This window comes from Paenarthrobacter sp. YAF11_1 (genome assembly GCF_052113445.1).
Classification (GTDB): domain Bacteria; phylum Actinomycetota; class Actinomycetes; order Actinomycetales; family Micrococcaceae; genus Arthrobacter.
In genome coordinates, this window is record NZ_JBFRDF010000005.1 from 212,407 (window position 1) to 233,312 (window position 20,906).

At 60.9% G+C, this 20,906-nt stretch carries 19 protein-coding genes; 10 read left to right on the plus strand and 9 right to left on the minus strand.

Annotated features, from left to right (window positions below; translation table 11 throughout):
* Window positions 1-20: 20 nt before the first annotated feature.
* Window positions 21-443, plus strand: a complete 423-nt coding sequence (locus tag AB4Y77_RS10800; RefSeq protein ID WP_442013911.1) for a VanZ family protein — start codon at window positions 21-23, stop codon at window positions 441-443.
* Here the strand turns inward: AB4Y77_RS10800 and AB4Y77_RS10805 are convergent.
* Window positions 440-1,069 (minus strand): arsenate reductase/protein-tyrosine-phosphatase family protein, encoded by a 630-nt coding sequence (locus AB4Y77_RS10805; protein ID WP_442013912.1) that lies wholly within the window; start codon window positions 1,067-1,069, stop codon window positions 440-442. The genes AB4Y77_RS10800 and AB4Y77_RS10805 overlap by 4 nt on opposite strands.
* Window positions 1,066-2,595: a polysaccharide biosynthesis tyrosine autokinase gene (locus AB4Y77_RS10810; RefSeq protein ID WP_442013913.1), complete on the minus strand. Its 1,530-nt coding sequence runs from the start codon at window positions 2,593-2,595 to the stop codon at window positions 1,066-1,068. The genes AB4Y77_RS10805 and AB4Y77_RS10810 overlap by 4 nt, the downstream gene beginning before the upstream one ends.
* 140 nt (window positions 2,596-2,735) lie before the next feature.
* Between AB4Y77_RS10810 and AB4Y77_RS10815 the strand changes: the two genes are divergently transcribed.
* The 4 genes from AB4Y77_RS10815 (at window position 2,736) to lepB (ending at window position 6,431) form a co-directional block, all read left to right on the plus strand.
* Window positions 2,736-3,620, plus strand: coding sequence for a helix-turn-helix domain-containing protein (locus AB4Y77_RS10815; RefSeq protein ID WP_311213842.1), 885 nt, complete (start codon window positions 2,736-2,738; stop codon window positions 3,618-3,620).
* A 191-nt stretch (window positions 3,621-3,811) separates the two neighbouring features.
* The gene (locus AB4Y77_RS10820; RefSeq protein ID WP_311213841.1) at window positions 3,812-4,453 is read left to right on the plus strand and encodes a hypothetical protein; all 642 of its coding nucleotides are present in this window, start codon (window positions 3,812-3,814) and stop codon (window positions 4,451-4,453) included.
* A 152-nt stretch (window positions 4,454-4,605) separates the two neighbouring features.
* The gene (locus AB4Y77_RS10825) at window positions 4,606-5,724 is read left to right on the plus strand and encodes a PqqD family peptide modification chaperone (protein WP_442013914.1); all 1,119 of its coding nucleotides are present in this window, start codon (window positions 4,606-4,608) and stop codon (window positions 5,722-5,724) included.
* An 11-nt stretch (window positions 5,725-5,735) separates the two neighbouring features.
* Entirely contained in the window at window positions 5,736-6,431 is a 696-nt protein-coding gene (gene lepB, locus AB4Y77_RS10830) for a signal peptidase I (RefSeq protein ID WP_442013915.1), read from the plus strand.
* 32 nt (window positions 6,432-6,463) lie between these two features.
* Here lepB and AB4Y77_RS10835 read toward each other — a convergent pair whose 3' ends face one another.
* The 4 genes from AB4Y77_RS10835 to AB4Y77_RS10850 are packed head-to-tail and all read right to left on the minus strand — an operon-like array spanning window position 6,464 to window position 10,750.
* Complete coding sequence (locus AB4Y77_RS10835) at window positions 6,464-7,600, minus strand: hypothetical protein (protein WP_311213839.1); 1,137 nt, start codon at window positions 7,598-7,600, stop codon at window positions 6,464-6,466.
* A complete protein-coding gene (locus AB4Y77_RS10840; protein WP_442013916.1) occupies window positions 7,597-8,655 on the minus strand; it encodes a polysaccharide pyruvyl transferase family protein in 1,059 nt (352 codons plus the stop codon). The genes AB4Y77_RS10835 and AB4Y77_RS10840 overlap by 4 nt, the downstream gene beginning before the upstream one ends.
* The gene (locus AB4Y77_RS10845) at window positions 8,652-9,677 is read right to left on the minus strand and encodes a glycosyltransferase family 4 protein (protein WP_442013917.1); all 1,026 of its coding nucleotides are present in this window, start codon (window positions 9,675-9,677) and stop codon (window positions 8,652-8,654) included. The genes AB4Y77_RS10840 and AB4Y77_RS10845 overlap by 4 nt, the downstream gene beginning before the upstream one ends.
* 14 nt (window positions 9,678-9,691) lie before the next feature.
* Entirely contained in the window at window positions 9,692-10,750 is a 1,059-nt protein-coding gene (locus AB4Y77_RS10850; protein ID WP_442013918.1) for a glycosyltransferase family 4 protein, read from the minus strand.
* A gap of 378 nt (window positions 10,751-11,128) precedes the next feature.
* On the opposite strand from AB4Y77_RS10850, the gene AB4Y77_RS10855 reads away from it, so the two are divergent.
* The gene (locus tag AB4Y77_RS10855; protein WP_442013919.1) at window positions 11,129-12,238 is read left to right on the plus strand and encodes a hypothetical protein; all 1,110 of its coding nucleotides are present in this window, start codon (window positions 11,129-11,131) and stop codon (window positions 12,236-12,238) included.
* Window positions 12,239-12,360: 122 nt separating this feature from the next.
* A complete protein-coding gene (locus tag AB4Y77_RS10860; RefSeq protein ID WP_442013920.1) occupies window positions 12,361-13,710 on the plus strand; it encodes an O-antigen ligase family protein in 1,350 nt (449 codons plus the stop codon).
* Here the strand turns inward: AB4Y77_RS10860 and AB4Y77_RS10865 are convergent.
* From AB4Y77_RS10865 to AB4Y77_RS10875, 3 genes are all read right to left on the minus strand, one after another.
* Window positions 13,704-15,167, minus strand: a complete 1,464-nt coding sequence (locus AB4Y77_RS10865) for a sugar transferase (RefSeq protein ID WP_442013921.1) — start codon at window positions 15,165-15,167, stop codon at window positions 13,704-13,706. The genes AB4Y77_RS10860 and AB4Y77_RS10865 overlap by 7 nt on opposite strands.
* Window positions 15,168-15,558: 391 nt before the next feature.
* The gene (locus AB4Y77_RS10870) at window positions 15,559-16,635 is read right to left on the minus strand and encodes an LCP family protein (protein WP_442013922.1); all 1,077 of its coding nucleotides are present in this window, start codon (window positions 16,633-16,635) and stop codon (window positions 15,559-15,561) included.
* A 191-nt stretch (window positions 16,636-16,826) separates the two neighbouring features.
* Window positions 16,827-18,494: an alkaline phosphatase D family protein gene (locus AB4Y77_RS10875; protein WP_442013923.1), complete on the minus strand. Its 1,668-nt coding sequence runs from the start codon at window positions 18,492-18,494 to the stop codon at window positions 16,827-16,829.
* Window positions 18,495-18,619: 125 nt separating this feature from the next.
* On the opposite strand from AB4Y77_RS10875, the gene paaA reads away from it, so the two are divergent.
* Genes paaA through paaC form a run of 3 tightly spaced genes read left to right on the plus strand, consistent with a single transcriptional unit; the run spans window position 18,620 to window position 20,903 of the window.
* A complete protein-coding gene (gene paaA, locus AB4Y77_RS10880) occupies window positions 18,620-19,615 on the plus strand; it encodes a 1,2-phenylacetyl-CoA epoxidase subunit PaaA (RefSeq protein WP_442013924.1) in 996 nt (331 codons plus the stop codon).
* Complete coding sequence (paaB, locus tag AB4Y77_RS10885; RefSeq protein WP_311213829.1) at window positions 19,612-19,989, plus strand: 1,2-phenylacetyl-CoA epoxidase subunit PaaB; 378 nt, start codon at window positions 19,612-19,614, stop codon at window positions 19,987-19,989. The genes paaA and paaB overlap by 4 nt, the downstream gene beginning before the upstream one ends.
* A complete protein-coding gene (paaC, locus tag AB4Y77_RS10890) occupies window positions 19,986-20,903 on the plus strand; it encodes a 1,2-phenylacetyl-CoA epoxidase subunit PaaC (RefSeq protein ID WP_442013925.1) in 918 nt (305 codons plus the stop codon). Before paaB ends, paaC begins: the two co-directional genes overlap by 4 nt.
* Window positions 20,904-20,906 lie beyond the last annotated feature (3 nt).

Genomic DNA, 20,906 nt, shown 5'->3' on the forward strand with positions numbered 1-20,906 from the left:
CACGGTGGAGGAGGTTGGTGGTGGTTTACCCGAAGGTCGCCCATCGCTGGATCCAGGTCATGTTCGGTGTCTACCTGGTGGCGTTGGCCTTGGTGGTGTTCCTGCCGGCGCGTGAAGCCAGCACCGTCACTGGGTTTGTGGGGGTCATCGCCGGGTGGCTTTCACTGCTCGGCCTGCCGCTCAGCACCGCCGCAGTGGGTGTGGAATTCGCTGCCAACATTGTCCTGTTCATCCCGTTCGGGGCGTTCCTCCGCCTCATCAGGCCCGCTCTGTGGAACTGGTGGGCGGCGGGGTTGCTCGCCGTCGGGTCGTCGTCATTGATCGAAACGGTGCAGCTGGTGGTGCCGGGGCGGGTCACAGCGCTGTCGGATGTTGTGGCGAATACCCTGGGAGCCTTGGTGGGCCTCGCGGTGATGAAGAGGCTTGCGGCGGCTTTGGCTTAGAGATGCTTTCGCAGGATGTCGGCAACGTCCTTGCAGTGCCCGGCAATGCGCTGGGCAACGTCGCGGTGCACGGCCTCGCTGGCGTTGATGGGGTCCGGGATATCGTCCTCGTCGCGGAGTTCGGCAGTGGACCGGACGGCTGCCGCCCGGCTGACCAGACCGGCCAAGGGAGTGTTTGTCACTGCGCCCGTCACCGATGCCCAGCTGGCGGCGGCCGGAACTGACGTGCCTTCGCTGGCAGGGACATTCGCTGCCGCGCGGGCGAACTCGGCCAAAGTGAACGCGCGCTGCGCGGCACCCGGATACTTCTTCACCAGTTCGTCGCGCTGCTTGCGGGTCATGGTCAGCACCAGACCGGCCGACTCCACAACTTCGGCCGAGATCTGTTGGCCCACCGAGCCACCAGGATTGCCGCCGTACTCCCTGGACAGGGCAGCGGGAAGCGGCTCCATGGGTGCCCCTGCCGCAGCGTGCAGGCCGGCGCTGACCACCTGAAAGTTGCTGAGGCCGTTGTCCTGGAGCTGGGCACGGATCAGTTGCTCGGCCAGCGGTGACCGGCAAATGTTGCCGGTGCAGACGGTCAGAATGGACGACGGCGGTTGGGCGCCTTGGTTGGCCAGGCTCACAGGGCGTTGGTTCTTTCGCGGCGGCGGCCACGGCGCTGGTCAGTCAGCTGGACCTGTTCTGTCGCAGCCACGGGAGTCGATTCCGCTGCGGGAACGTGGTTGGCTTTGGCTGCTTCCTCGCCGGTGTCCTTGCGGTTGTAGTACGTGTAGTACTGGTAGCCGTAGTCCTCGCCCTTGGAGGATTTGCGGGAAACGCCGTTGATGATGAGGCCCAGGGGCCTGCCTTTGACGCGTTCGAGGTTCTGCAGGGCACGCTTCAGTTGGTCGTAGGTGGTTTTTCCTGCGCGGCTGACCACCAAGGCTCCGTCAGTGCGCGCGGTGAGGATTGCGGCGTCGGTGACGGGCAACAACGGCGGGGCGTCCACCAGGACGATCGCGTGCTTGGCAATGTCTTCAAGCAGGGTCCGCATGACGTTGGAGCCCAGGAGTTCGCTGGGGTTCGGCGGCACAGAGCCGGCACCGAGCACAAAGAGGTCGCCGCTTTCGCCCCAAGGCTGGAGGACGTCGTTGAGGGTTGCCCTGCCGATCAGGACATCTGTGAGGCCTACGTTGGTCAGCAGTCCGAACGTCTTGGCCACGGTGGGGCGGCGGAGGTCACCGTCCACCACAACAACGCGCTGCCCGGATGCTGCGATGGTCTGGGCAAGGTTGGCCACCACGGTGGTCTTTCCTTCACCCGGGAGCGCCGAGGTGACAACAATGATGCGGGGAGGCTCGTCAACGTCCATGAACTGGAGGTTGGTCCGCAGTTCACGGATGGCCTCTGCTACGGCGTAGTCCTGGTGGTTCTTGTTCTCAAGATCGTTGCCGCCGCGGGACAACACGAGGCGGTTGACGCCGTCGAAATTGTTGTGGAACGGAACGGTTCCAATGACGGCGACGCCGGTCTCGGCTTCGAGCTGAACTGCCGAACGGACGCGACGGTCGAAGATGTTCCTCAGCAGTGCGTACCCGATGGCCAGCAGCAGGCCGGCAACCACGCCAATCATCAGCGCGAGCCTGGTGTTGGGGGATGTCGGGGTGGTGGGGAGCTGTGCAGCGTCCAGCGAGCGGAAACTGACGATGGACGTCTCACTGCTGTTGCCGCCCTTTTCAAGTTCGGCTACCTGCTTGCCGACGGCCCGGACCCAAGCCTCGGCCAGGTCGCGGGCACCCTCCGGGCTGCTGGCCTGCGCGGAGAATTTGAGGGTGGCGGTGTCTTGTGGGTTCTGGGCCGAAATACGGCTGATCAGTTGCTCAGGCGAGGTCCCTTGGAGCTGGAGGTCCTGGATGACGGTTTCTGCCACGGACCGTGATTTCGCGACGTCCAGGTAGGACTTCGCGCGGGATTTGGAGTAGCTCTCGCCGGCCATGGCCGTACCGAGATCTTTATTGACGCCCACCGAAATGATGCCGCTGGCATCGGCGCTGAAGACCTTGGTCTGCGTCAAAGTCCAGCCGAAAGCGACTATTCCACCCAACACGGTAATGGCAATCACTGAAATCCAGTGTGCCCGGAGGACCTTCCAATAGTCCGTGAGCTCCATGAAATTGGTCCCCCTGATGCTGTGTGGCGTCGACACGTCGACACAAAAAGAACGCAGTTCTTGCACTGCGCTGTAAGTATCGTAACGTGCTGACCTAAAGGGGAAACCCACCTCACGGTGGGATGGGGGGTTTATGACAAATGCAGGATACTGACTTTCTCCAAATGGGAGCGGTGTACTTCGCGCAGGATCAACAAGGTCTTCAGAGGCACGCGGAATGCGTGTTTGGTGAGCTGACCATTAGTTCACTTTCGGGGGATTTCACTGCCCAGGATGCCACCGGTTTTGATGACACCGTGGACATTTATTTCGTAGCGTCCGGCCTTATCCGGGACCCCGGCTCAGGGACTCACCTGCCGGGCGGAGAATCGGTTGTTGTTGTCCCTGGAGGCAGGGGCCTGCCGTCGCCATTCATCGGGGAAGCTGACGCGAAACGGATAAGGATCCAGAGAAGCGCAGCGGAGACTTTCGTCCCCCATGCACTGGACAGCGTGACCGTCACTCCCGTTCGCTCACGACTCGATGATGCTGCCGAAGCCTTCATCGGGGCCATTCTGAATCAGCCCGCCCGGCACGGTTCTGCGATTGAGCTGTACGCTACCGAGCAGATTCTGCTTGAACTGACGGGCAGCCTCCTGCTGGATCACTGTGGAGTTTCCTGGGATTCCACGTCCTTGACCTCAGTGCTCCGCGACCAGGCCATGGCGGTGATTTCCCAGCGCTGCGCTGACCGGGAACTGAACCCGGAAGCCGTGGCCAAGGCCGTCCAGTCGTCCTTGCGACGGGTGCAGGCCGCGTTCGCGGAGGTGGGAAATTCCATTGCCGCGGAGATCCGCAGGCAGCGAGGCAGGCTGGCGCGAACACTGCTCACAGATGCCCGCTATGACGTCCTCAGCATCCAGCAAATAGCCGAACAGACCGGATTTGGGACAACGGCTGCCCTGCGCAGGGCACTGGATGAGCTGTATGGCTGCGGGCCTCGGGATCTCAGGGAACGCCGGGGAGTCGATGCTTCCCAGTCATGAAGCTTCACGTTTGTGGCGGGGCCAGAGGACGTTCCGCGCAGACCTTGAACCGTTCAGCGACAAAACTTCCGGCGGGGGCCTGATCTGGACTTTCGGGCAAAAACGCGTGGGTAATGTCTATCCCTGATGGGGGAACTCGGCATGTGCTGGATTCCAACCGATGGTTTTCATTCCGAGTTGAGAGAAGAACAATGAGCGACGAAGTCACCGTTTCCAAGCCGCACTCCCGCCGCGCCGTAGTCAAGGGTGCCGCCTGGTCCGTGCCGGTTATTGCCGCCGCTGTTGCTGCCCCGGCTGCCGTAGCGTCCGTGAACACTCTGGACCTTGCCTTCACGGCTTCCTCTACTTCACTTCTTTCCCTCGCCCTGCTGGATGGCGGCGGAACGCTCACGGCCACGGCCCTGGTTACCGTTCCCACCACCCTTACCTTCACTAATGGTCCCGGAGCCGTGACGGAGACTGCAGCGGTCACCGTGACTGTCGCCCGCCCTGCAGGCATCAACATCAGCGTAGGCCGGGCCCGCGGCTTTGGCGTGTACTCCTTCGACGGCACCCTCACCACCGCCGGACAGCGCTCTGCCGTCTACCAGTCGGCCCCCATTATTGGACAGTACGGCTTCCCGGCTACAACGTGGACCAACAATGTTCCCGTCACGGTCGCCAGCAATGGCACACTGAACCTTCCCATCGTCTTCGGCCTTGCGGGTGTCAGCACTGGAATTGGTATCAGCGCTTTGGCAACATTCCCCGTCACAGTGACCGTGGTTATTGGTGGTCGTACCCTTACAGCCACGAGCAACATCTCTGTTCCTGTCGGTGCGGGCCTCCTTTAGTCCCTTTCCGAAGAGCATTTCAGCTGAAAACGCGTCAGTCATACGGGCTGGCGCGTTTTCGTGCGTTCCGGTAATGCGGATTAGGGTATTTGAGGGCCTCCAACAGTAAACACTTTTCGGTTGGAACGGCCCGCTGATCTTAGGTGGAGGAAATGCAGACTGATGACATCCTGGTGAATGCGCTGGGCGGTTTAGTCAGGATTCGATTCGATTTTTCGGATCAACAGTTTGATGAAGCGCGGTGGGGAAAACTCCGAGGACCTTGGTCCGATGCAATGCCTGGAAATGACCCGACCCCAGCGGTTGAGGATATCGTCGCCGAGCTCCTCTGGGCTTTCCCGGACGACGACGGACTCCCAGGTTCCGTAGCGGAACTATCCACCCACACAACATTGGCAGCTATCGAGGCACAACGGGGCCGCCTGCTGATGCTGCACGCCGCCGGAATCGCCCACCCCTCTGGACAGGTGTTGGCGTTTATCGGTCCGTCCGGCAGGGGCAAGACCACCTTGGCGCGGAACCTTGGTGCCAAGTATGGGTACGTCACCGATGAGACCGTTGGCATCGAGGCCGACGGCAGAGTGCATCCCTACCGAAAGCCCCTGTCCGTCATTCGGCCCGGCGAAGCGTACAAGGAGCAACTGGCTCCTTCTGGCCTGGGTCTTGGTGCGTTGCCGTCTGCGCCGCTGGCACTGGCCGGGCTGGTGCTGGTTTCCCGGCTCGATGGTTTTTCAGGGGCGGCCGCAATTGGCACCTTGGGGTTATGCGAAGCCCTGGTCGCGATCGTCCCGGAGATCAGCTATCTGGCCGACATGAACAAACCGCTCCAAACCATTGCATCGCACGTCGCTCGCTGCGGCGCGATTCGACAGGTCACCTATGGCGAGGCATCAGAAGTCCTGCCCCTCGTCCCTCAGCTGCTGGCATGGGAGCAACCTGAGGCGTGGGAGGCCGTCCTGCCCACAGAGGAAACCGCCGGCGTGCGGAGTCCCCTGGCGCCGGAGTCATACCTACTTGCCCCTGTGCTGGATGCCGTGGAAGCCGGTGGCCTGACCGCCGTCCTGGACGGCAACAGAATGGTCCACGTTCTTGATGGAGTGGGGCCGCTGGTCTGGAGGTCCCTCTGCGAGGGCCGTAATTTTGCTTCGCTTGCGCAAGCGGTGGAGCGCCAGTTTGGTGCTCCCCCTGAACAGAAGCTCGAAGAAGCAGTGGTGGGGATTCTTTCAACTCTTGCGGATGCCGGGCTGCTCGTACGCGTCCCGGCCGCATAACCATGGGTCACGTGGGCGCGAAAGCTGCCGTCCGGCGTCGTCGATTGCTTCGTTCGCCGTGGAGCCATGCGCTGCTGGCCTTGATTCTGGTTGCCTTGGTCCAAGGCTTCCTGGTGAAGATCCATCACGTGCCCACTGGCTCCATGGAGCAAACCCTCAACGTGGGCGACCGTGTGCTGGTGAACCGGACTGCGTACTTCGCTTCAGTGCCAGAACGCGGAGATGTGGTGGTCGTCCGCAAGCCGCCCAGCTGGGGGCCGGCGCCTGACCGCAGCTTCCTGCGCAGCAGCGTGGGCTGGTTTGGTGAGCTGACCGGCATAGGCCCTGGCAACACCGAGTACTTGGTCAAGCGGATCATCGGGGTGCCCGGTGACACCGTTGAATGCTGCGATGCCGAGGGCGCGGTCAAGGTTAACGGGGCCGCAATCAGTGAACCGTACGTCCACCAGGATTACCCGCTCCAGGCAGGATCCCTCGACTGCTCGACGGCGGTTGAGTCACCGCGATGCTTTGAACCGATCATTCTCAGCGACGGGCAATATTTGCTGATGGGGGATCACCGGTCTGTCTCGGAAGATTCCGTCTCCGCATGCAGAAACCCGGCGGCCCTGGCCAACTGCGTTAAAACTGTTCAAAGGGGCGACATCACGGGGCGCGTCGATTGGCGTGTTTTCCCTTTCGACAAGTGGGGAGCGCTGGGATTCTGACCCTTCGTCGACGAAGGGCAGACTGAGAGGTGTCAGGCTTGCTGCAGCGCCTTGGAGACCGAGCGGTACCTCGCGTACAGCAACAGGCCTGTTACTGATTCCACGATGGTGAGTCCAAGGAACAGCACCGCCAGTGAATCGCTCCAGAGAATCAGGGCCACGCTGACTGCGAGATACAACAACGACGACACGATCCTGATCCAGAAAACCTGGCCCACCATCCCTGCGCGGCGCAGGAAGGTGAAGGGCAGGGTGCCCGGGATGCTGACCAGTTTCCAAAGGCACGCCAGTGACAGAGCCCCTAGTGTTACCACGCTCCAAGCAGAGCCGAACAGGGCCTGGAACACGCCAAGAACTTCCAGGACAAGAATCAGCGCAATGGCCAAGACACTGAGGGCGGACATGCCAAGGGTCAGACTTCTCGATTCCGCTCCGAGCAGCCGCGTGCGCATGTACCCCAAGATGGGCTGAAGCGCTCCGAGGACAGTGATGGTCGCCTTGAGGGCAACAGCTTCCTCATCCCGTTGTAGAAGGTACACCGTGGCGACGATGCCCAACGGGACCAGGGCCACCATGGCAGTTTCAAGAGTGATCCAGGCGGTTGGGGCCAAACGCGGGCGTCCCGAGGCCTTATAGGGGGTCTTCAGGGCCCGGATCACGATGGCGGCTGCCATGGATGCGCCCAAAACGGAGACCGCCCACGGTGAATTTTGTTGTGCGAGGACCAAGGCAGCGCCGGCGCCCAGGACCAGCGCGACAGCAGTCACGGCCTCCATTTTCCACCCAGCTGTATAGGCTGCATGCATCCTCCCTATCTGGAGGGCCACCATGGCGCACGGCAGGCCAAATGCCAAGACCGCAATGGAACTCGGGAAAATGACCATTGCAAGTGTTCCCGCAGCGCCCAAAGCCGTAGCCCAGGCCGGAATGTACGTCTTGTCGACCAAGCGGGAATCGGCCATTCGTGGCTCAAGCAAGCCTGCGGCAATTACACCGGCGCAAAAGGATCCGATGCTCAGGATGAGGGCTACATGAGCCTGGCCTTCAAGCGCGAAAAGCCGGGCTGCAACGGCCTGGAAAGCTGCTGGGACGATAGCCGTGACAGCTCCTGAGGCCACCATGATCAGCGATTGGAGTACGCTGCTCCGGGTGACCGTAGCAGTGGTCATGCTTTGACGCCCAGAACTGCGTTCTGGAGGCTCGCACCCAGCGCACTGTAGGCCTCGTCCGTGCTTGCGGCGGCACGGTTCACTGCGGCATCGTATTCTTCGCGGGCCTTCTCATTGTTCAGCAGACGGTCGATCTGGGCGTGAACCGTCTCCGGATCAAAACTGAATGCGTTGTGGACGTACTCTTTGAGGCCCAGATCCTCGAACGCAGCAAACCCTTTTCGCTCGTAGGACAGATGAATAACGTAATGGCCCGCCTGCAAGGCCATGAGGGCAGCGTGCAACCGCACGGCTACCACCACCCGTTTGGCGGAAGCACCATTCAGGAAGTCCCCGCGGCTGAGAATATGCCGCGGGTTGAGGCTCTGCATGGGGGTGAGATCCTGGTTTCCACCTGTTTGACTCTGCACATAACCGTCGAATGACCCCACCAGGCCCGCCAGTTCGATGATGGGGGCGGGGAGGCCGCCGCGAAGGTTTCGTACCGAGTACACAGGAGTGGAATCCACCGGCTGTGTGGTCCTGGCCGGAACACGGAGGACTGCCATGTCGGGCACGCGTTGCACGACAGACGGGAGTCCAAGCTCCTGGACCGTGCGGTCATCGCGGGCCCAGACCTGGCTGAGCCGCCCCAGGTGCCGCCTGAACCAAGGTGCGCTGCCCAGCCGCAAGGGACCGATGCTCTGGGGAAGATAGACCACCCTTGCTCCGTGCCGGCTGGCCGCGCGCAACTGGACACCATGGACCAACAGCGCTTTGGCCAACTCAACGCAGTTTCCACCACGCAGGTACCCACCGCCAACGCCCACAATAAGGTCGAAGCTGCCAAGAGACCGCAGGGTCGTCAGGTAATCACGGTCATAGCCGCGAAGTGAAGGCTTGCTTCGGCGCAGTGAGACACCAGGGAGATCAAAACTCCCGGGATCGGAGGCGCACAGTGTGAGATCGATGGACTCGGCAGGGAAGGTCGCCGTGATGAGTTCGATTGCTTCGGTGACCAACATGCCATCGCCGATGTTGTCGGCACTGTAGCCATGGAGAATGAGCACTTTCATCGCTGCAACACCCGCTCGTATACCTCGGTATGCGCGTCCACACTGGCATCCCAACTAAAGCGCTTTGCCCAGGCGAGGCCGGCATCCCGTGCATGCTCGGTTGCCGGGGAACTGCCAAGAGCCCCTGCAATGCCACGGGCGATTGAGTCGGCATCGGTGTCATCGAACAAGAGAGCCGGACCTGCCACTTCCTTGAGGGAGCCCCGGTCTGAACAGATGACGGGGGTTCCGGAGGCCAAGGCTTCGAGGACGGGAAAACCGAAGCCCTCGTAGAGGCTGGGGAACGCGAAAAGGGCTGCACGCTGCATGAGCGCTACACGCTCGTCGTCATCAACGAAACCCAGATGTTCGATTCCGGCAGACTCGATCGCTGTCATGGTCTCAGCGGCGTTCCACGCGGGCTTTCCCGCGATCACCAGTTTTACGCCCAGGTCCTTGAGCGGGGGGAGTGAGAACGCCCGTACAAGTTCAATCAGGTTTTTCCGGGGTTCGATGTTTCCGAGGTAAAGCACATAGGGCGTGGATCGAAGGTGCTGAAGCCGTTCGCTGAGAGCCCGTGGCTGAGCGAAGTATTCGGTGTCGATGCCGTGGGGAATCGTGGTGATGAGGGCAGGGTCTATGCCGAACACCTCGGAAACATCGTCTGCACTGGACTTGGAGACAGTGATGACCGCGTCCGTTGAGCGGATGGCCCGCTGGACACGGGTTCGCCAGATCTTCTCCTGACGGGCCGATCTCGCCGTCGTAATCCAGCGGCTCGCAACACCGTGGACGGTCACCACAGAGGGAGCGCGGGTGGGCAACAACGGGCCGGTGTCAGCGCTGTAGTGCAGCACAAAGCCAGGTTTCGCGGGCACCGTAAGACCCTGCCATGTCTCCATGAGGGCGGTGAGCGCCGCACGCTTCGACGAGCCAAGTTGGCTGATCTCGATGCCTCTCAGCTCGAGGCCTTTGGCGATCTCCCGTGCATAGGTGGTGTTTCCGCCAACGTGGCGGGAGAGAATCCGGGACGGGAACGACACTTGCTTGAGTCGGTTCAACGATCAGGCCCTTTCAGGTCATAGAGGTCACGAAGAGCAGTGTGCAGGGTCGAACGATTCATGCGGGCCAGCAAGGTGCGGTTCGCCGCCAGAGCAAGGTCCTTTGTCCCGGCGTCATTGAGGATGGCGGCCACAAGACCGGCCACTCCGCCGGCGTCATCGGCCTGCAGCAGACCGGAGTCTTCAAGTGCGTTGATGCTGCGGGCAGCAATGGGAACGCCCTGGGCAGCGGCGTCGAGAACGCTAAGCGGAAAGCCTTCATACGCGGCGGAATGAACATAGACGGTGCTGGAAGCGAGGGCCTCAGCCACTCCCGGGTTCTCGAGCCAGCCCGTCACCTCGATCCCGGCCTGTTCAAGGCCTTTTCGCAGTTCCGGATCGCCGTCCCCAATCCACTGAAAGCGCACGGATGGAACCTGGTTCCGCAAAGCAGCGGCAACATCGATGTAGAAGGCAGGGTCCTTCTGCCGGGCAATTCTTCCCACCATGGAGATCACCGGTGTGGCCTGGCTGGTAAGCGGTCCATGGTCGGCTGAGCGGGAGGCGACAGTGGGCAGGTTCGGGATGGCGACGCACGTGGCTGCCGGGCTGAGCGCACGCACCAGCTTCTCTTCATGGGAAGACAGCGTCCCGAATTTCCAGGTCCTTTTTGCCAGGTATCTCTCGGCGCCTCGATAGAGTGCCCGCTTCACTGGGGAAGTGTGTGGGTCGTCGTGCTTGAAGCAATGAGGTTCGTAGACCACTGGTGCCGTGATGCGCCGCGCACGGGTGTAAAGACCGGAGAAGCTGGAGTGGGCGTGGACAACCTCTGGCATCAGAAGTTCGACGGTGGTACCAACCGTGGCAATGCGTTTGAAGAGTCCTGTCCCCAAATCGTGGTGCTCAACGGCCAAACCCTGCCACACGGGTGCGGGCTGCCCTTTTTGGAAAGGCGACAAAACCAGGTGGGTGAACTCTTCGGGGCTGTTTTCAATGTAGCTTCGGACAGCTTTTGGTACCCCGCCCTCGATACGGTCCACAACATGGAGAATCCGGCTGGAATCAGCGTCTACCAAGTGGCACCTGCTTGCGTGAACAGCGAGTCGATTTGTTCATTGAGAGGCCGGTCATAAAGACCACGCCAATATTCCACCATAGCCACGCTCCCCCATTCATTGGCGCATCAGATGTACACTCCCGGCTCGTGGCAGTGCCTCACCTTAAAGTTGATTTGAGGGAGGTAGCAACAACGGAGCCTGTCTGGTGTTCGACCAAAGTCAAGGATAACCGATCCTTGGGTATATCCGGCTTTGTGCGGATTGTTTACCGTAAGCGGCCTGATTAATCTGTCGGTTTGAATTGCGGTAGATTTATCAGAACGGAAAATTACAGATGCGTGCGGGAATCTCGAGCTGTTCCACGCCGTTCACACGGGTCCTAGGGGAGGGCGGCGAATGACGAGCTGGGTTGCAATCGCATATGGCGCACTGGACCTCCGTGGCTGGCACGAAAACCAGACGGACGTCGAACTGATGCTCTTGGCAACCCTGCCGTCGGAACCCATAGGGCTGGCCGGCATGCCAGCCGTCCTCTGGCGGAAGCTCATGCATGGTCCAGTGCCGGACACCGGCCTCGATGAGGCCGAGCAGTCCCTGGTCCGCGAGTTTGCGGCGGCGGGCATCGCTTCCGATGACCTTTCACATCCGGCGCGGATACTCGAACTCAGGGTGCCGTGGATGTCCTCGCCGGTCCATGAGATGGTCTATGCCTTGGTTGCCAGCGTGGCCCGTGACCACGGAGTTGACGCTATATCCATTAAGGGTCCAATGCTCCACCGCCAGGGTCTGCGGGAGAGGGAGCACTCCGGTGATGTGGATGTTTGGGCTGATCCAACACATCTTGAGGTCCTTTGCGCCGCACTCGAAGCATGGGGATGGAACGGAAGGACGGACCAATGGTCCGGCCTCTCCTTCAACCATTCGGTGGCCCTTGAACCTGGTTCGTGGGGCTGTGAGCTGGACGTGCATCGCCACATTCCCGGATGCGCGGATGAAGACTCAGCCGTTTTCGCCAAGGTGATGGAAAGCTCTCAAGCCACCCTGTTCGCTGGGGTACCGATGCTGACGCCCGACCTCCCGGCACACGCAGTCATCTTCGCCCTCCATGATCTCCGACCGGAAGCAAGACATGGGAAAACAGCGGTGGGGGCCGAGGAGCATGCTGAAAAGCTGAGGCTGGGGGGAGAAAAAGTGCTGCATTTCGCCAACAGCGTGAAAGCTTCAGCCGTCCTCGAGCCCGCCCTTCGGCTCGCCTTCCCGACGGCCAAACTTCAGGTTGATCATGACGTACCCCTGAATTGGAAGTGGCGGGAAAGCAAAGGATGGTGGCGGGCCTATTGGATGATTTTCAGGTCGCTTCCGGCCGAAGAACGCCTGCTTTTCATCAGGCGGGCGGTGTGGCCCCAAGCCGAGGTACTGGCAGCTTCCGACGGCCGGGCGGGCCGTTCCGCGCCAAGTCTCATCGGCGCCAGGTTCCGACGGATTGCGAAGCTCTTCCGCTGGTAGGAGGGGCTTGGAACAAGTGAAATTTGCTGGAATGAAGTGCAGATGATCGGTCATGGGGGCCGAAGAAATTCAGGGGCGATTGTATGCGGAATCAGATCAGTCACGGTGTGGGAGCTTTGAGAATGGACACCAAGGCTCAGGGCATGGGCGCCCCACCGCAAGAGCCTCCCGTGCTTCCGGGCGCCAAACCTGAGACTCTCGGGAAGATTCTGACCACGGGGCCGTGGTTCCAGCGCTTGATGTTGCTCAGCGTGATCTTCATGCCGTTCCAGTATGCGCTGACTGTCCCGGTGGGTTTCCCGCTCAAGATCAGTGAAATTCTCGGGATCATGGGCGTCGCCATGTATGTGCTCGGCCGGAGATCCACGAGGAGAAAACGAGACCTCGCCGGTGTGGCAGTGGTCGCCCTTGCCATCGCGACCGTCTTCTCTGCCTTGGTCAACCTCACCCCGGGCAGCGGTGGCCTCAGATCGGTTGGCTACGACAGGGGCTACGAAACCGATCTCCTGCTGTACAGCGGATACGCTCTCCTGGCGCTGTGTTACTGGGCTGTCCTCCGGCGTGTGGCTCGACAAATGACCGTGCGGGCAATCGTCGCATCGATCTGGCTCTGCGGGGCGGCAGTCCTGATGCAGTGGGCCTCCGCTCTGTCTGGAAACACCCAAGTGATCGGCATCCTTGGCTTCCGGACGTTGGGCGTCGATGACACAGTGGAGACCCTTCGTTCAGGACCCTTTCTTGAAGGGCAACATCTGGGCTTCTACGCCGGGGCTGCAATTCTGGTGGCCCTGTACAACAAAAGCTACCTGGCTGCGATTGTAGCGGCCCTGTCGATTCTGTACTCACAATCGACCACAGCGTATGCAGGCCTTGCTGTTGGAATTGCGATGATAGTCATCCTCAAATTTTCCAAGGTGGTGGTTCCCTTGATCGCAGCGGCATTAGTTGGGGTTTTGGCACTGCTTTTTTCGGACACCTTGAGGACCACCCTCGGCAGGCAACTGGCAAAGATTGGTTTTACCGAGTTCGCTCCCGACTACCAATACGCCACGACATCATTGAACCTGCGTGGAGTAAAGTCCCAGATTTCCTTTGACATGAGTTCGGACAATCCCATTTTTGGGGTAGGACCTGGACGCTATGGTGCATATTTTGATCAATACGTCAGTGGCCGTCAGTTGCCTTGGATTTACTCCACAGACCAGACGCGTCCCATTGCGGAAAATGCCTACGCCCACGTGGCAGCTGAACTTGGCTACGTCGCTCTCATTGCCTTTGGACTCCTGGTTGTTGTCCTTCTGTGCCGGAACTTCAGGAGTGCATCCTTGCTGGGCATGCTGGCTGTCTTCACAGCCCTTGGTGTTTCCACACAGTCGTCATGGATGTTCCTGCCGATCTGGACCTTCTTCGCCCTACTGGCAGCTGACGATGTCGAGTCGAAGCAGTCGTTGAGGGAACCACCGGGTCAGTAGGCGCCGTCTTTCCCGACCACGGCCTTGGCAGTCCGGAAGAGGATTACGATGTCCTGGGCCAACGACCAGTTTTCCACGTAGTAGAGATCCAGCCGGATCGACTCTTCCAGTGAAAGATCGTTGCGACCGCTTACCTGCCACAGCCCGGTCATGCCCGGCTTGACCAACAGGCGCCTGACGGAGGCGAAGTCATACATCTCCACTTCGCGGGCCACCTGCGGCCGGGGTCCAACAAGGCTCATGGTGCCGTTGAGGACGTTGAGGAGTTGTGGCAGCTCATCGATGGAGTAACGCCGGATCCACGCGCCCAAACGAGTGACCCGGGGATCGTCCTTCATCTTGAAGAAGATGACGCTGTCCTGGCTCTGGGCTTGGAAAGCCTCCAGCAGGGTTTCAGCATTGTTACGCATCGAGCGGAACTTAATCATTTTGAATGACTGGCCACCTTTGCCGATCCGCTCTTGGAAGAAGAAAGCAGATCCGGGGCTGTCCAGCTTGACCAGGACGGCTATCACCAGTATCGGTACGGACAGCATCAGAAGCAACATCGAGGAAAGGCAGACGTCCAGGGCACGTTTGGCGAACGCCTTCACGCCACTAAGTTTCGGCGTCGTGACATGAATCAGGGGAAGTCCCGCGACCGGCTGCATGTGGATTCTGGGACCAGAGATGTCCGTGAGTGCAGGGGCTACGATCATGCCGATGTCACGGGCGGAGAGTGCCCACCCCAGCTGGCGCAGGAAGGCTGGGTCCAAGTGCGCCCCTCCGCAGACGGCCACAGTATCTGCTCCGGACTCGCCGATGGATTCGAGGACCTTGTCCACGCTGGGAGAGGCGCCAAGAACGGGCAAGTTGGTTATAGTCGTCGACGCTGAATCGGTGAGTAAGGCTGCAACCGGTTTGTAGCCGGACACTATGTGCTGATTCAGCTTGTCCGACAAGTGGTTGACGTTGTTCGGGGCGCCAATCAGAAGCACCCTGTGAAGGTTCCGTCCCTCGAGCCTGCTCCGATGCAGCGTCCGCCGTTGGGTCAACCTGACGGCAAGGAGCAGAGCGACGCCCAGTGGGAGGGCTACCGATACATATCCACGTGCCGTCTGGAGTTGGAAGACGTAGGAGACAACTGCCAGACACCCGAAGAGCCACAGTGATGATACGGCGACCCGCTTGTACTCGTCAGTTCCGGTGCCAAGAACTTTGCGGTCTCGCGTGCCGCCGAACTCCAGTGCTGCTGTCCAGGTGAGGATGAGGACAACAGAGAGTGTTGAGTAAGAGAGTTCCGTGTCTCCGCCGGCAACTGTCACATCTTCGGTACCGAACCGCAGCAGATGGGCTCCACCCACAGCTATGACAACGCAGGCAAGATCAAGAAATCTCATCTTGATGCTCTGGGCGCGCAACCACGTAGAACCTGCAGCGAAAGCGACGTCGCGGGAGGCAGATACAAAGGTAGTCATGGCGGTCAGCTCAGGAACTGCAGAGTGGCAGCGCGGAGTTGCCTTGAGGTTATCCGTGATGCCTCATACCACAACACAATAGTTTTACTCACGAACCAGCCCCCATAGCCATGCCCCCAAACGCCCCAACGGGCGTACAAATATGAAAGCGTCGTAACACCAGACGGTGTGACTTGACGTTTCAAGGTAATCGTAAAGGGACTTTAGATGCATCTCAAATTAGGGCAGATGATCAATATGTGATTTTCATCAAAGCAGGGATTGCAAGGCTGCTGGGAAGATCTATTGTGTGCAGAATTTAATACTATTCGCGCATTCCAAGGCTGCTGATAACGTCCATTTTGCGCAATTAATGGTACTTTTTGCGCTGATCACGGTGAACTTCGGCTGCTCAGTTGCCCTTTTCGAGGCCGTGCGCCGTCACGTACTCGCCCAGCTGGTCCTTCGACAAGGCTGTTCCGATGTCAGAGATTGCCGTGGTGTCCGCTACAACAATGGACTGACCGTCGGCAGAGGTTCCCGTTCCCAGCGTCGGGAGGGTGAACATTACGGTGTCGGAGGCCCGGATATCCTTCATTCCCAAGGCAAGGCTTCCGATCGCGGCCGCATCCAGGCTCTTGTCCACGCTGATGAAGGGTGACACTGAGGAGACCATGTTGTTGATCGTGATCGGGTTGGTCAGGGTCTCCCTGGCAATGGTCTTGCTGATGATCGCTTTAAGGTAGGCCTGCTGATTGCGCACCCGCTGGTAGTCCCCGTCGCTGAAGGATTTGCGTTCGCGGACAAAGGCGAGTGCTTCGTCGCCATTGAAGGTCTGCTTGCCAGCTGCGTAGACGTGCCCCTTCATGGGGCCGGAGTTGGGCGAGAAGGGAATCTTGACGTCGATTTCCACTCCACCGAGGGCGTCTGTAAGTCCCTTGAAGCCTTCGAAGTCCACCATTGCCACGTGGTCGATGCGTTGTTGGAAGAGAGATTCCACCGTCTGAACCATCAGTGGGACGCCGCCATAGGCTAGGGCTGCGTTGATTTTGGACTCACCTTTCCCTGGGATATCAACCCAGAGATCCCGCATCAGGGACACGGCGTAGACGTTCTTTCGATCAGCAGGGATGTGCACCAGCATCAAGGTGTCAGCGCGTTGATCCGTGGAAGCATCGGTTTCCACATCCACCTCGGATGACCCCCGGGTGTCGCTGCCCATCACCAGGATGTTCATCGCAGCTGTGCCGTTGACGGGTTCGGACTTCTGGGGTCTGGTGGACTCGTCCGGGAATGCAACGTCGATCTTGGTAGTCCCGGAGTTGAAGGTCTGTGCCAGATTGAATATGTAGGCGCCGGCAACCAGGCCAACCACAAGTACCGCGGCGGCGAAACCGAGCAATACGTAACGTGCAGTTTTCTTGCCACTTTTCCGACGTCCGGAAGGGGACACTTCAGGTGAATTGTCAGTATCTGTTGGGAGTGTCATGTGTTCCTCGGTGTCGGCATCAGCAACGTTGATTCTATCAAGCAGAAAACAAGCGGCTTGAGCTGAAAAGTCTGGCACAGTCAAACCCACTGCCAGCTCTCATTCAAATGCAGTATTGAACGAGCATAATGCGATCGGGCCCCGGTCAAGAGAAATTCGGCCGGGGCCCCGTCGAGGAAGATTCAGTCTGCTCAGCCCTCCGGAGTCAGCGCCTTTGAATACAGCACCGCACCATTTGCGTTACGGAGGCTCACGGTGAACAGGCCGTCTGCGGCCAAGTCCACATGCCCGAAGTACTGGTTCTCGCCATCGCGCGGTGACTCGCCCGGGAAGCGCCCGGCCTTGGCGAACAGAACCTCTGGCCCGAACGTCCCATCCATCTCGCTGGGACCGAACGAACCGGCGTTGATCGGCCCGGCCACGAACTCCCAGAAGGGGTCGAAGTCCGTGAACGAGGCGCGCTCGGGGGAGTAGTGGTGCGCCGCGCAGTAGTGCACGTCGGCGGTCAGCCACACGGTGTTCTTCACGCCGTATTTCTTGAAAGCCGAAAGTACGCCCGCGATCTCGAGCTCGCGGCCCAGGGGAGCGCCGTGATCCCGGTTGGCCAGGCTTTCCTGGTTCACGGCGCCGTCGGGAACGATGATGCCCGGTGGCAGGTCTGCGGCGATCACTTTCCAGGTCGCCTTCGATTTTCGGACTTCCTTGATCAGCCAATCCACTTGCTCCTGGCCCAGGATGTTGGTGGCGTAGGGTTCCTTGCCGTCGGTGTTGGGCGATTTGAAGGTCCGCATGTCCAGGCAGAAGATGTCCAGTTGCGGGCCGCGGGAGATCTTCCTGTAGATGCGCGCCGGTTGGTACTGCCCGGCGTCCACCTTTCCCGGGCGCCAGAGCGCCGCGGCGTCGGCGATTGGCATGTTTTCCTGCCACGCCTGGCGGCCCCGGGCGGCGAGGACGTTGACGTTCCGTTCGGTGTAGCGGGGGTCGTCCAGGATTTCGCCGGGGTACCAGTTGTTGGTGGTCTCGTGGTCGTCCCATTGCGCGATCACGGGGACGTCGGCGAACATGGCGCGCATGTTGGCGTCCAGGGAGTTGTACCGGTGGCGGCCGCGGTATTCCTTGAGGGTCTCGGCCACTTTGGTGACTTCCTCGGTGACGACGTTCCGCCAGACCTGGCCATCCTTTTCCGTGACGGTGGCGGCGATGGGGCCATCGGCGTAGATGGTGTCGCCGGAGTGGATGAAGAAGTCCGGGCGGGTGGCATGCATGGCCTTGTAGCCGCGCATCCCGCCGAGGTCCTTGTTGATGCCCCAGCCTTGGCCGGCGGTATCGCCTGTCCAGACAAAGGACTGCGAGGACGACGACGGCCTGCCGCCTCCGCGCGCGACTTCAGTACCGTCGTCGTGCTTTCCGGGTGCTGTGCTGAAGGTGCCGTGAACTGCTTCGCCAAGACCGTTCTCGTCCTCGAAGTTCAACTCCAGCGCGAACCGGGTGCCGGCCGGGAGCCCTGTGGCGTGGATTTTAGCCGTGAAGTCGCTGGCCTCGGTGGCGAGGGGCCCGCGGATGGTGCGGCTGAAACCGTAGCGGCCGCGCAGGATTTCGCCGGAGTTGTCCACTGCCTGCAACAGGGCGGTGATCCGGCCGGGTCCGGAAGCGCGGGACCAGAGGACGGCGGAGTCGGTGGTGACGTCGCCCGTTGCAATGCCGGTGGGAAGCGTCAGTCGCTTGCGGACCAGCGGCACGGCGGACGGCGCCGCGGATGCAGGTGCGGCGGAGGCGGAAGCTGCGCTGGTGGCAAAGCCGGTCAGGGCCAGGCCGGCGAGGGACGTTGTGACGAGGGTGCGGCGTGTGAGGTCAGTCATGCAGTCCACTCTTGTCAGCGCCCGTGAACGGAAGATGAGGTGGAGGTAAAGGAACCCGGACCTTGACTGAAAACGCCCGCTCCGCATATTCTGAACGAACGGTCGGTAATTTATTAGGAGCAACCATGGCATCGCAGAATCTGCAGTCAGTGCCCGCTGAGCTGTCCCCGGAAGAGCAGGAGCGGGAGGCAGCCGGACAGGCGTATTTTGATCGCATCATTTCGGAGGACTCGCGCATCGAACCGCGCGACTGGATGCCTGCGGCTTACCGCAAGACTTTGCTGCGCCAGATCTCGCAGCACGCACACTCGGAAATCATCGGCATGCAGCCGGAAGCCAACTGGATCACCAGGGCACCGAGCTTGAAGCGCAAGTCCATCCTCATGGCCAAGGTCCAGGACGAGGCCGGCCACGGCCTGTACCTGTACTCGGCCGCCGAGACCCTGGGCCAGTCCCGGGACCAGATGATGGAAGACCTGATTGCCGGCAAGGCCCGGTACTCATCCATCTTTAACTACCCCACGATTTCCTGGGCAGACATGGGAGCCATCGGTTGGCTTGTTGATGGTGCTGCCATCTGCAACCAGGTGCCCCTGTGCCGTGCCTCGTATGGTCCTTATGGTCGCGCAATGGTGCGCATCTGCAAGGAAGAATCGTTCCACCAGCGCCAGGGTTTCGAGATCCTGCTGGAACTCGCCAACGGCACGCCTGCGCAGAAGGAGATGGCCCAGGACGCAGTGAACCGCTGGTACGCGCCGTCGCTGATGATGTTCGGCCCGCCGGATGACGATTCACCCAACTCCAAGCAGTCCATGGCCTGGAACATCAAGCGCTTCAGCAATGACGAGTTGCGCAGCCGGTTCGTCGGCATGATGGTGGAGCAGGTCCGGGTCCTCGGCCTGACTCTTCCTGACAAGGACGTCCGCTTCAACGAAGAAACCAAGAAGTGGGAGCACGGACCCCTGGACTGGAATGAGTTCAAGGAAGTCCTGGCCGGCCGCGGTCCCTGCAACTCGCAGCGCGTCGAGCGCCGCCGTGAGGCACACGAAAACGGTGCCTGGGTTCGCGAAGCCGCAGTGGCCTATGCCCGCAAGCAAGCACAGAAGGAAAACGCAGCATGAGCCCCCACGGTAACCCGGAAGCACCGGCCAGCGCAGCCAGCCAGATCAACCGCGAAGCCCCCAAGGTTGCGGCAACCACTGAGGAGCACCAGGAATCACCGTGGTCCTTGTGGGAAGTTTTTGTGCGCTCCAGCCGCGGCCTGTCCCACGTGCATGCCGGATCCTTGCACGCCCCGGATGCGGCCATGGCCCTTCGGAACGCCCGCGATCTCTACACGCGGCGCAACGAAGGCGTCTCCATCTGGGTTGTTCCGGCCGAGGCGATTTCCTCCAGCGACCCTGACTCCAAGGGCTCGTTCTTCGAGTCCCCGCAGGGCAAGGACTACCGCCACGCAACGTATTACACCAAGAGCGAAGGCGTGAAGCACCTGTGACGACCAAAGATACTGACTTCGCCATCGAAGGCCACGGCGACATTTCCGTCGGCGTCCACGGTGCAGGCGCTTCCGGCGACGGTTCGGCCAGTGCCACCCGCATCACGCCGGGCAATGCGCTGCGTCCGGAGGACATCGCGCTCGAAATCAGCCGGGGGCAGGTCAAGCCCACCGAGGATGTTGCAGAGTTCGCCCTGCGCATTGGCGACGACGGCCTGATCCTCGCCCAGCGTCTGGGCCACTGGATTTCCCGTGCCCCTGAGCTCGAGGAAGACATTGCGCTGGGCAACATTGCGCTGGACCAATTGGGCCACGCACGCTCGTTCCTGACCTACGCCGGCGCCGCGTGGGGCAAGTCCGAGGATGACCTCGCGTACTTCCGCCGCGAGCACGAGTTCCGTTCGGCGCACCTGTTCGAGCAGCCCAACGGTGACTTCGCGGTCACCATCGCCCGGCAGTTCATTGTGAGCTACTACCAGTACGAGCTCTACACCAAGCTCATGGAGTCCACGGACGCCACCCTCGCTGCCATTTCCGCGAAGGCCGTGAAGGAAGTGGATTACCACCGAGACCACAGCGCCCAGTGGGTGCTTCGCTTGGCCGGCGGCACGGACGAGTCCCGCGAACGCATCATCCAGGGCTTCAAGCTTGTGTGGCCCTACGTGGACGAGCTCTTCGAGGACGATGAGCTGACCACCCGGCTGGCGGAGGCCGGCGTGGCCGTTCAGCCCTCCACCCTCCGTGCTGGGTTCGATCGCCTCACCGGCGACATCATGGCAGAAGCGGAGCTGGAAATCCCCGGGGTCCCGCAGTCCCTCGGTGGCGGTCGCCGCGGCAAGCACTCCGAGGTCCTTGGCTACATTCTGGCGGAAATGCAGGTCCTGGCCCGCGAACACCCGGGCGCGAGCTGGTGACCA